The organism is Veillonella parvula, from assembly GCF_001553335.1.
GTDB lineage: Bacteria > Bacillota > Negativicutes > Veillonellales > Veillonellaceae > Veillonella > Veillonella parvula_S.
Genome location: NZ_KQ960813.1, coordinates 7149 through 19765, shown reverse-complemented (window position 1 = coordinate 19765; position 12617 = coordinate 7149). Strand labels below are relative to the sequence as shown.

The window sequence follows — 12617 nt, the reverse complement described above, 5'->3', positions numbered from 1 at the left end:
CATCTCCGCCGCTGGCAACGTTTGTGATTTGTTTGTTACCCGCATCAATACCGTCTTTTACGATTTTTGGACCTCCGGTAATAGTCACACCATCGGTATTCATTACGGTATTGCCGGTCGTTACACTAGTCAAACCTTGTAATTCTTTAGCCAATTTAACATTTAGTGTATTAGATCCATTGGACACTACACCGATATTGTTATCGCTCAATTTAGATACATCTGCCACGCCACCAACAACATTAGTTTGCGCGCCTAATCTTTGAGTAAATTTATTATCATTAGCTCCTGCAGCCTTTACATCACCTGCATACACTACGCCTTTATTTACTTCCGTATTTACCGCATATAGTTGGCTGCCGTTGACAGCATCCGTAGATGTAGCGGAAAGACGACCTGCTGCAACATTGGTAATAGTACGTTCCGCACCTGCCTTACCTACACTTACCGTAGAACCAGGGTTAGCGCCTGCAAAATTATGTACTTCTCCATTGACCGTTTCAGACGCAGTACCAACTGCTGCTGCGGTTTCAGATCCAGAACCGATAGCTACAGCATTTTCATTCTTTGCATTTGCTTCATTACCGATAGCTACGCCATTCTTTACTGTTACGTTAGCCTTATTACCTATCGCCGTACCATTTAGGCCCGTAACGGAGGTCGAAGACCCTATAGCAGTGCCATCCACTGCATTAACCGAAGAAAGTCTGCCGAGAGCCGTAGCCCCTATAGCTATTGCTTTAGCTTGATTGCCGATAGCCGTGGCTTGCCCCTTTGTCGCCGCTGCCCAAGTACCAATTGCTACACTGGCATCTTCCATAGCCGTCGCATTCGTACCCATAGCGATAGACCACTGACCTGTCGCGTTTGAGCTTCCACCGATTGCATAAGCATAATTGTTCAATGCTTTTGAATTATTCCCCACCGCAAAGGAGCCTACTCCCGTAGCTTCAGAGAGACTACCGACAGCAATGGCATGCGTATTTTTCGCCTTGGCGCCGCCACCGATGGCAGCAGCATACTCTCCACTAGACTCGGCCTTTGAACCGATGGCAACCGCATTTTCCTGTGACGCATTGGCGATAGCACCTAAGGCAACCGCATTCTTAGCACTAGCCACCGAGTCCCCGCCGACAGCCATAGCATATTCTCCGAGAGCCTTAGAGGTCGCACCGACAGCAACCGCATTGGCCGCTCTCGATTCAGACCAAGGGCCAATCGCTGCCGCATTTGTAGCGGTAGCATGTGATCCGCCACCTACGGCTGTAGAATACGCTCCTGTAGATTCACTATGTGCACCTAGCGACAAAGCGACCGTGCCACTCACCTTAGCATAACCACCAATCGCCACATTGTGCTGATCGGTTCCACTATCGGCTCCATCACCCCAGGCTACACCTGCCCCCGTTCCGGCAGGATTTACCGCTTGAGCAACATTTAGTGGCGGTGCTACGCTCCCCACTAATGCAAGTGCACATAAAAGAGTGCGCACACCTGTGCCGGTGCTTCCGTTGATCTTGCCACGATTGTTAGCGATTTCCGAAACAACCACATAACAGTTTTTCACCCGACTCCAAATAACTTTGTAAATCCGATTCATAACTTCCCTCCTAAATTCCTCCTGTTACACTAAAATTACGCTCTCTATATTGAAGTAAAAGATATATACCCTCTGTAAAAAACACCTTTTTAAAAACAGGCGAGTATTCATCTTAATAATCATTATCACATCATTATAGTAATAATTCAAGAATCGCTAAATCTTGATTATTATGTAATGTATTTGCAGTGCCAGGAAACAAAAACAAGACTACTTTGATTTATTATAGTTATAAAGATAAACGATTTAAAACAAAGCAGACCTTTCTAAATATTATTATAACAAAAAATAAAATATCTGAAAATAGTTATAAAATTATAATCAGAACCACCCGTAAAACGGATGGTTTGCTCACGGGCTATAAGCCCGTATTACTAGGCCAGCGTCTAAAGGCGCTGGCTTTCACTACGTTCAAGCCACATAGCCATTGACTCGTAACGGTCCCCTTAAAGGGGATATGTATTACTTGCTACCCTTAAAAAGGTCCTCATATTCTTTTACACTAAGTTTATCTTTCATTTGGTCATGTAACTCTTGCTCACGTATATACTTCTTTACGGTAGCCTCATTTAAACCTACTGTACTAACATAATAACCCTCGGACCAAAAGTGCCTATTTCCAAATTTATACTTTAAGTTTGCGTGTTTATCGAACATCATTAGTGCACTTTTACCTTTTAAATCCCCCATAAAAGATGAAACTAATATTTTAGGTGGGATTAATACTAGCATATGCACATGATCTGCCATAAGCTCCCCCTCTATAATCTTGACGCCCTTATATTCGCATAAACGTCTCAGTATTTCACGTAAACTATTTCTGTATTGATTATATATAACTTTACCTCTATACTTAGGTGTAAATACTATGTGGTATTTGCATAACCATTTTGTGTGCGCAAGGCTCTGTGTCTTTGTTGCCATATAAAATCACCTTTCTTTTGCATATAATGCGACTTGAACACCTACATTATACTTAAGCAAGGTGATTTTTTTGTATAACTTTCGTTGCCGCACCCGCATAGCGGGTGGTTTTATGATTCGCGACTACGTCGCGAACCAGTCTAAAGACAATAACAGAACTGCACCCCAAAAATTGGACACAATTTTTGGAGGTGCAGTTTTTTATGTCAAAATATTCAAAAGAAGTAAAAGAAAATGCTATTTATCTTTCTGAAAAAGGATGGAATGCTTTTGAATTGCTAAAGGGCTTGGGATTCCAGAAAGTACTGTAAATGGGTGGTTACTTAAATTTAAGATTAATCATAATATAAATAGAAAAATGGTTAAACAAGTATTTTCAGCAGACTTTAAACGTAAAGTTATTGAAACTAGATGGAAAAATAAGTTATCCTTTAAGGAAGTAGCAGAACATTTTAACTTAGATAATCCTAGCCTAATTGCAGCATGGCAAAAAAGATACTTAGATGAAGGAATCTCAGGATTACAACCTAAACCTAAAGGTAGACCATCTATGCAACCGAAAGAACTAATACCACCCACAAAAGATCAAAGTATTAAATCAGACAAAGAACGGATAAAAGAACTAGAAGCTGAAATTGCTCGGTTGAAATATGAAATGTCTTTTTACGATGACTTTATGAAAGAAATGCGTGAAATAGCTAAACCCAATAAGGCTGTAAAAAAAAGCACAAACAATTGCCATCGAAAGATTAAGAAAAATATACCCCCTTCAGTTTATGCTCGAGTACTTTGGCATTAGTCGTAGTACATATTATGCACGTTTAGCTAGCTTAAAAAGTGGAGACAAATATGCAGAGGAACGAGAAGCTATTCGCACACTTGTGGCGATGAATAAAGGTCGTTATGGGTATCGCCGAATTACAATAGCATTGCATAAATTAGGCATTCATATAAACCATAAAGTTGTAATGCGTATTATGAAGGAAGAAAACTTAACATGTAAAGTTCGCCTAAAGAAATACCGCTCATATAGAGGTACTGAAGGAAAAATCGCTCCCAATATTATTAAGAGGAACTTTACTGCAACAAAGCCAGATCAAAAATGGACCACAGATATTACCGAATTTCACGTGTTTGGGCGTAAAGTTTATTTATCACCAATCTTAGATATGTATAATGGTGAAATTGTATCCTATGAAATATCAGAACGACCTGTATTAACACAGGTATTATCTATGCTGGATAAAGCCTTTAGGAATAGACCAAATAGCAAAGGCTGCATCCTACATTCAGATCAAGGCTGGCAGTACCAGCATAGTACTTATCAAGAAACATTAAAAAATCACGCTATCATCCAAAGCATGTCTCGAAAAGGAAACTGTTTGGATAATAGCGTGATGAAAAACTTCTTTGGTTTGTTAAAGTCAGAGTTGTTATATTTAGAAAAGTTTGCTTCCTATGAAGATTTTATCAACAAATTAAAGGATTATATTAATTATTACAATACAAAACGCATTAAGCTCAAATTAAAAGGAATGAGTCCGGTAGAATACTGAACTCATTCCCAAAAAGTAGCTTAATTATATCTGTCCAAGAAAATGGGTGCAGATCATAAATCACATTTTAGGACAGCCTTATTACTATAAGTTTTTACCTTCGTAATACAAAACTAATGACACAAATCATAGAGACCATATTTATCTCTCAAATCACGTATTTTATTATATTGTACCTTCAACAAATGAGCTGCTTCCACTAAATTAGTAACCTCAAATTCAAACACACGCTTAACTGAACCTTCAGTTTTTATATCCCAATCGAAAAAGCCTTGGGCAAATTCAGATGCTTTAGGTTTAGGATTTTGCCGATTATATGTTTTCCATTCCTTTATATGTATAATAAATAAAATCTCAAACTCAGGGTACGTATATATATAATAGATAGGAATTTCCCGAAACTCTCTAGGTAACGTAATCGTTTCTTTCAAGCTATCTAATATATAAATGAGTACTGGTGGTTTATCATAATCATTACGCAGTATTTCTTGTAAATGTTTAGTGCGTTGTTTACGAGTGCGCAATTTTCTTAAATTATCAAAATTACAACTACTTACATCTAAAGTTAACTTTTCTTCTTCAGATAGCCACCTTAAGGCATCTTCTTCATTCCGGCCTTCACAAAAGAAAATAATATAATGATTTTCACATATATCTGTTAATGTAGACATACAACACCTATTTAACAGTACCCGCTAACGCCTGTTCTGCTGCTTTCATAGATGCATATTTAGGCACTGTCCCTTTAATTAAATTACCTAAAATGACATTTGATTTGAGTAATTCATTACGTTCAATTTCATCACTGTATTTAACAGCCTCTAATGTTCCATCATTACGTTTACGAGTGATATAAATATTATCTTTTCTTACAAAAGTATCTAATAGTTCTGGGTAGTGAGTTGTAAAAATCAAGCAGGCCCCATGTGGGTTATAATCGCGATTTTCAAATAAAGATAGAATCCATTCTACAAGGCGTTTATTAATATGATTTTCTATCTCATCAAATAGAATATACCCTCCTGCTTTCAATACGGATTGGAGAGCTGGAAAAAAGTGCAATGCTTTTACAGTTCCAGAAGATAAAATGGATTCTAGTTCATCATAAGATAGATTATACTCGGAATCACCATCTTTTTTGAATTTCAATTTGTATTTATCTTTGCCCTCTGACTGTTCAATACAACTAATTGCACTATCAAAACACTGTATAATCGACACATCAGGAATTGTAGGTCGTATATTCCGAACGGTATTATATTTTTCAAACGAACAAAGTACCTTTGTTGCCTTATTCTTAAACATACTCGCAATACTCATGTCATCAAGTAAAAACTTAGCATCTTCAAAATCGGTACGTTGATTAACAACCTTAGAGCGTACAAAATTAAATAGATTCTTTTTAGTTAGTTTTGAGAACGATCGTACTTTCAATATCTCATTCTTATAAACAAAATCATATTCATCATCCAATTTATATCGTTTTATGATTGAAGATGTTAACTCTAATATTTGTTTACCAATTTCAAACCACATAACAAAAATGATTGGTTTTTCATTTGTACCATCAGCATTTCCTAGAATTTTCTGAAGAATTAATTTGATATGAGGATCATTCAACCTAGCATCATTAGCCACAATCTGTAACAATATCTGAATAACTTCTAAAATCGTGGTCTTACCTGTTGCGTTAAGACCTGTGAAAGCTATTATATTTTGGGAATAAATAGATGCTCCACTATCAATCCTATAAGCCCTTTCTATATTGTCATTATCAGTAAGTAATTGGCTTACTTTATCAGTTGCTACTAAATCAATATGTAAATTTTTACCAAACAAATTAGTATTATGTATTTCAAACCCTAACAACCGCACTATAACACCCCCTTTTTTTAATTATTATATCATAAGCAACATATTTAAAACATTTATTTTGTTCAAAAAAGTAAAAAAAGATTTTGTAATTCTATTTTTATATAACAACACCTGTCAATAACATTTATATGACCTCTAATAATTTCTGAATCGTCTCATATCGAGAGATATCTCGTATATATAAAGAATATCTTACTAATCGATCCAATGGAGATGCATATAGAGAATCTCTATAGTGAAGTAATATTGTTTTTAATTCTATTCTTAGATTATTAGATAACATGCCTATCACAATTCTCATATATTCATAGTCAAATACAAAAAGTTTATCACTACTATTTTCAATTAATAATATACTTCTATTCTTTATTAAGTCAGTTAATATTTGTATACCTAGACGATAGTATTTATCCAATACATCTAACGATAACTGTGCTACTTGTAATATTCTAAAATAAATCAACAATTCTTTTGCACCACATATAGCTTGTTTCCAATTCTCCTTCATATTTTCTAATGATGAATTACTAAATAATGATTGTATTAATGTATCATTAAGCAGTAGCTGACCAGTTACATGATATACCCGATTAGTTTCCAATACATGATACATCAATAATTCACACAAATAAGGAGCTTTCTTCAACTGTAATCTAAAGCAAATGGCTTGATACAATCGCTCTATCTTCTCTTTAATTTCATCTTGAGATAAACTATCTCCTGGCAAGCTATGTATTACTAAATTTTGATTCTGCAATCGTATATTATTATTATACTTAGTGATTAAACCGTTTAAATACTGTGTTAATGAATAAAATGCAATACTCGCTGTAACAAAACTGGTAGAACATAGTAAAGTATCGATACGACTATTTCGATACTTGATAATATGATGGAATACTAACCAGTATGTATTATCTTTTCCTAATAAGTCAATATACTTATCTATATCTATATCATGTAATATATCAACAAGAATAAATAGAAATTTATAACTATATTCTAAATGACGACATTCCATATATTGCGTATCAATCGCATGATACATGAAATTATGAGAACGGTCATCAATACAAGGCCTTATTTTATGATTTTTGCTTGATAGTAAGCGAACTAGCCCACCATATAATTTACCTTTTAAATGATGTTGATCTATAAAGGTCCTTACTACAGCCTCATCATTAGGATATATAACAAGCCATACCATTAACATAGATACAATATCCAAGGGTGACTGAATTTTCTCAATATTCCCACGAAACATATCTAGTTCTCGTTGCCAGTAATCTTTATATAAGTCAAATACATTTGAATTTATTCCATTAAATAAATCATATAAAGCACTTAAAGTATCATATTTAACATGTACATTTAATTCACTCATAACAGCTTTGCCTCCCCATCCATATGAGGTTGTACTGCATTGTTCATTATATTTTCATATAGTGATTTAGCTGTAGTCCCTGTATATTTATGAATACAATGAAAATTTTCACCTAACGAATTGAATGATGTCCCTACAACAAGACATTGTACATCTTTATCTGTCCTCGTAAATATAAATCGATCGTGAATCGGTATTTTTGTTTCAATACAACGTATGCCTAAACTATTATTATGATTCCGATAATAATTTGCTACTGCTCGATGTAAAGGAATATGTCTTAATAACTCATCTGCTGTAAAAGCTCGATTAATCCCATCTTTTCGAGTAATATAGAAAACAATAGTTTTCGATTTTGCCGACATATTAGCCAAAATAGCAAGCCATTCAAAAATCTTATCCTTGTCCTTATCATCCCGATAATCGGTAAAATAACTATCACAAATAACAATCTCATCAGCAGCATGTTCCAATTGTCTAATTATATAATCTTTTTCAATTTGTATATCTTCATCACTTCCACCATACAATATTTTATTTACATCATCCACATACAAGGCCATATTATCAACAATTTGTTTATTATATTTCCTTAACAATTTCGGCTCAATCATCTTTCCCACTGTAAAAGTTCCTTTTTCACTAGGTTGTTGAATAGTTGTTTTCCCTAATCGTTTAAAAGATAACTCCACAGGTTCACATTGTATATCAATCGTCATATGTATCAAACGCATAATAGAGTTATCAATAGATTTATATATTAATTTTCCTTCACGATATATAAATATATCAAAACTTTGCCAAGGATGCTCAGAACTAATATTAATGCTTCTGTTCCCACTCTCAACATTAATAATAGCCGTATCAACAATATACTCAGTATCACCTAAATCATCATAACTTTTAAAATGTACAATAAGCATAGAATCTACAGGAAGATTTGTAAGCGTAAGACCATCAACCCCATCTACTTCATTTCCCCGTCCTTCTACAGGAATAGGCTCAAAGATAAAAATATCCCCTAAATGTAATGGATATTTTTTAAATTGTAAACCACAATATGTGTTAATAAAATCAAATAGTTCTACCAATACGTTAGCATCATTAGATGTAAACTCATCGCTATATAACAAAAATGATAGTTTATTAGCTACTATATAATGACTACAATGTGCTGATGCCCTATGGCCATAAGGATTCAAATCCTCTCCAGTAGATAACACCCCCTGTATAGATGCCAATGAACTCACCTTATTAAGCACAATATCACTGTCTACTTTTTGTTCGATGAATTCTAATAGTTTACCATCTAGTGTAGTGCGTTCCTCATGATTAACAGTGACAAAATCATCAATCCCTTTGTGATATATACAAAGAATCTCTTCTCCGTCAAAAACAATCCTATCTTCAATCATATAAAAACCCTCCTAATATATAAAAACGTATCAACAAAATACTTATTAATACGTTTCAATAAAGAGAGAATAAAATCCTGCTAAAATATGTAATTGTATATATTCAACGATCATAACCAGCCGTAAAATAGGTAATTTGCTGTGCTCCTATAACGGACTTTTCGTCGCTAGGAGGTTCTTTTCTTTTCTACATAAACTTTACCATCCCTCAACTTAACTAATAGTTTAGTCCTAACTATTTATTATTTCCACATAAAACTTATAAATAATATCACTAAGATATTCATATTCTAATAATAAAAATACAATTGAGGATATTATTACTAATTAATCTATATTTGTTTCTAAATAACTCAATAATATTTTCAAATTTTGATCTATTGGTACCTCTAAACTATCAGGCATAAGACCCAATTTTAATGTTGTTCCATCTTTTAATTCATCAAATATACTGAATGATTTTATCGATTCACAAAATATCCTCCGTTTTTTTCACAAGTTAGTATAAATTCTATATCTTGAACTAACAAAAGTTCAATAGCATTAACAAATATACAAAATAATTTTCAAGTCAATATATTCTTTGTATCCTCTATATAGCTTTAATAAAATAATCTAGCTTTGATAAAAAATCATATTAGGTATATCATGTATAATTTCAGCAGTTGTTTTTATAGAACTTAATATAGGAATATTGCTAGTAGCAAACAAATCAAATAAATTTAGAGCCAAATCAGAACCACCCGTAAAACGGGTGGTTTGCTCACGGGCTATAAGCCCGTATTACTAGGCCAGCGTCTAAAGGCGCTGGCTTTCACTACGTTCAAGCCACATAGCCATTGACTCGTAACGGTCCCCTTAAAGGGGATATGTATTACTTGCTACCCTTAAAAAGGTCCTCATATTCTTTTACACTAAGTTTATCTTTCGTTGCCGCACCCGCATAGCGGGTGGTTTTATGATTCGCGACTACGTCTCGAGCCAGTCTAAAGACAATAATAAAAGTGCTAAGGCGATACCAAAATGATACCCCTTAGCACTTAATTAAAAAGTATGAATATAGTTCAGTCACTATGAGAATTACTATACAAGCTATTATATGACTTGCTATTCGAGTAAACTTTCAACCATATTAGTCAAGAGCTTCCTCTGTGTTGATAGCTTTGCGAAGATCAACTACACGATACCCATCAGCAGCCGGTTCATTTGTTTGTTGAACGGCTTTCACACGATTATTCCCATCTTTCATGGATTGTTTCAAGCTGAAAATAACCATTTCATTCATGTAAAAGCGCAATTCATCATTTTTAATTTCGGCAGTATTACGATCCAAGATATCGATGATTTCTTGAGCATACTCCATTCTACCCGCTTCAGATACCGTAGTATGTGATTCAAAGAACTTTTTATAGTCATTATACAAACGATCCAAAGCCACGCGTGCATAGCTGTCTTCTTTATAGCGATGACTTACGATGTACCAGCTGCGACGAACATTCATATAATAAAGCGCATTGTTACTATAACGTTCTTGCCCGGACACAACATTGGTATCGTCCTTGATAAGTTTACCTTCTTGATTCAATTGAAAATGTGTAAATTCCCTTACTACGTCACGCACTTCTTCACTAGGAACAGGAAGAACTACTTCCTGTTCGATGTTAGTTAAAGGTAACGGTGCTTGTTCACGCATCATCAATGTATCGCGAGCTGCATCAGCTTGACCTGCAACACATACACAGGCAAGCGCTAAAATAGGCATAAATCTCTTTAATTTCATAAACCCTAATCCTCCTCATAATCATCCGCCAAATGAGCGGACTTCATATTCCTTACATAAATAGAATATAACAAAAATCAAATACTTCCAAGTACAAATTATTTAGTTAGTCCTGTTTGTTTCATGAGCAATGCAATTTGAGCCTTCATTTCCTCATTGTCTCGTTGCACTTGATCGTACTTAGCGGTCAATTCTTGGTCACGTTATTTCATGAGTGCATTCTCAGCTTTCAATTGCGTCAATTCATCTTGCATTATATACATGGAGCTAATAGGCCCCCTCGTTCATAACAGTTGTATTGCCCGCAACATCCTTAGTCGTTACGGATTCAAGTCCTTTTAAGTCTTTCGCCATGCGAACCTTGAGGTTACCGTTATTGTCAGACACAACACCTATATTATCTTCAACAGATAACTTGCTTTCATCAGCGATTTTACCTGCATCAATCTTACCGTCTTTACCATCGATCGTTACCTTATCTCCGACCGTAATAATACCATTCATTTTATTTATATTCATTCCAAATGCACCATTTTTTTTGCATAAAACCAACTAAAAATTTTTTCTTTCTACTCCCATTCGTTTATATCTAATTTCATTCGTTTATATTAAATCGATAATGGATTATCCTTACATATATGCAACATATACTCGATAGATAATATGTACGAATCCCCCCAATAAAAGCAAGAGTAAATTCATAAAATACTAAAAGGCGCCAAAAGCAAAATGCTTTTGGCGCCTTTTATGGCACTACAATATGAATATGTGATTTCATATCATATTACATCAATATGTTTATCATATTATTTGTTACCCAATTGTTCCATCAAGAATGCAATTTGTGCTTTCATTTCTTCATTATCGCGTTGTACTTTTTCATACTTCGCTTTCAAAGCTGTCACTTCATCTTGCATTACATAAGCAGAGCTGATTGGACCACCTTTATAACGTTCCGGAACAGCTTTCTTCGCATCAGATGTACCGAATTTATAAGATACACCCGCATTGAACATGTTGTCATGACCGCCGAGGGATACGCCCATGTGGAACAATGTGGATTCATTAGTGTAATGAGCCACACCTAAAGCAGCCGCGGTGCTACCTTTGTAGTGACCTAACGCAGCCATTACTTGAGTAGGTTCCAATGGATCGTATTGTAATGGTTTAAGACCGGAAATAGCCGCACTAGCAGCACCGGAGTCTGCAATTTGACCTTCCATATCGCTCATTAAGCCATTCAATTGATTCATATTAACAGCATCTGTACCGTTCACACCAGGACCTACATTAGTAATTCTATTACCGCCATTATTCAAACCGTCTTTAGTAAGACTTACGGAATCCCCTGTAGCAGGTGTAATCGTCATACCGCCACCGTTCATAACGGTGGTATTGCCTGCAGCATCCTTAGTCGTTACGGATTCAAGTCCTTTTAAGTCTTTCGCCATACGAATCTTAAGGTTACCGGTACCATCGGATACCACACCTAAGTTATCTTCAGAGGACAATTTGCTAACATCAGAGATACCGCCCACAATATTGACTTGTTCATTAAGTTTTTTCTTAATAACATTACCACTGTCGCCACCGTATTTCATGCCGTCATCTTTGGTTGCTACTTGATGAGGTGTACCATTTTCATCCATGTATTTCATACGAGTGATTTCATTGCCGTCAAGATCTTCATCGCCTTTTTCAGCAGTGATATCCGCATTGCGACCGTCTTTGCCTGTTAAGCCGATATGACCGACACCGTCCTTACCGGACATGGAAACCGCATCCTTGCCATCTTTACCGGAAACACCTACCTTGCCATCTGTACCGTCAGCACCATTAGGACCGGTAATGGTTACACCATCAGGGCCGGATTTGCCGACTTTTACCTTATCAGCATTCACTGTGCCGCCATTAACCGTATTCGCAGTTACGCTGTCAGCCTTGATGTCTTTCGCCATCTTGATAGTGATGTTACCATCTTTGTCAGCTACCGTTTTAATATTTTCACCGGAGTATTTATCGTCCGCTTCTGTTCCTTCACCTTTAATGGTAACCTTTTGACCTAAATCACGGTGGAACTCGC

11 protein-coding genes are annotated in these 12617 nt (G+C 35.5%); 2 read left to right on the top strand and 9 right to left on the bottom strand.

Annotated elements, in window-relative coordinates; translation table 11 throughout:
• Positions 1–1600 (bottom strand): ESPR-type extended signal peptide-containing protein (locus tag HMPREF1865_RS09505; protein WP_269145148.1); only part of this gene is annotated, 1600 nt, incomplete at its 3' end.
• A gap of 462 nt (positions 1601–2062) precedes the next feature.
• Positions 2063–2524: an IS200/IS605 family transposase gene (tnpA, locus tag HMPREF1865_RS09335; RefSeq protein WP_060919914.1), complete on the bottom strand. Its 462-nt coding sequence runs from the start codon at positions 2522–2524 to the stop codon at positions 2063–2065.
• A 358-nt stretch (positions 2525–2882) separates the two neighbouring features.
• Here tnpA and HMPREF1865_RS09330 point away from each other — a divergent pair, with 358 nt between their 5' ends.
• Together HMPREF1865_RS09330 and HMPREF1865_RS09325 are read left to right on the top strand one after the other, a co-directional pair.
• Entirely contained in the window at positions 2883–3323 is a 441-nt protein-coding gene (locus HMPREF1865_RS09330; RefSeq protein WP_230949625.1) for a helix-turn-helix domain-containing protein, read from the top strand.
• Complete coding sequence (locus tag HMPREF1865_RS09325; protein WP_060919913.1) at positions 3301–4080, top strand: IS3 family transposase; 780 nt, start codon at positions 3301–3303, stop codon at positions 4078–4080. The genes HMPREF1865_RS09330 and HMPREF1865_RS09325 overlap by 23 nt, the downstream gene beginning before the upstream one ends.
• A 113-nt stretch (positions 4081–4193) precedes the next feature.
• Here HMPREF1865_RS09325 and HMPREF1865_RS09320 read toward each other — a convergent pair whose 3' ends face one another.
• From HMPREF1865_RS09320 to HMPREF1865_RS09500, 7 genes are all read right to left on the bottom strand, one after another.
• Positions 4194–4751, bottom strand: coding sequence for a hypothetical protein (locus HMPREF1865_RS09320; protein ID WP_060919912.1), 558 nt, complete (start codon positions 4749–4751; stop codon positions 4194–4196).
• Positions 4752–4758: 7 nt separating this feature from the next.
• Entirely contained in the window at positions 4759–5955 is a 1197-nt protein-coding gene (locus HMPREF1865_RS09315) for an AAA family ATPase (RefSeq protein ID WP_060919911.1), read from the bottom strand.
• 124 nt (positions 5956–6079) lie between these two features.
• Positions 6080–7339, bottom strand: a complete 1260-nt coding sequence (locus HMPREF1865_RS09310; RefSeq protein ID WP_060919910.1) for a hypothetical protein — start codon at positions 7337–7339, stop codon at positions 6080–6082.
• Entirely contained in the window at positions 7336–8754 is a 1419-nt protein-coding gene (locus HMPREF1865_RS09305) for a hypothetical protein (RefSeq protein WP_060919909.1), read from the bottom strand. The genes HMPREF1865_RS09310 and HMPREF1865_RS09305 overlap by 4 nt, the downstream gene beginning before the upstream one ends.
• 1132 nt (positions 8755–9886) lie before the next feature.
• Positions 9887–10534: a hypothetical protein gene (locus tag HMPREF1865_RS09300; protein ID WP_060919908.1), complete on the bottom strand. Its 648-nt coding sequence runs from the start codon at positions 10532–10534 to the stop codon at positions 9887–9889.
• A gap of 267 nt (positions 10535–10801) precedes the next feature.
• A complete protein-coding gene (locus HMPREF1865_RS09295) occupies positions 10802–11053 on the bottom strand; it encodes a hypothetical protein (RefSeq protein ID WP_155640510.1) in 252 nt (83 codons plus the stop codon).
• A gap of 287 nt (positions 11054–11340) precedes the next feature.
• On the bottom strand, positions 11341–12617 hold a 1277-nt coding region (locus HMPREF1865_RS09500), incomplete at its 5' end, for a YadA C-terminal domain-containing protein (RefSeq protein ID WP_196484514.1).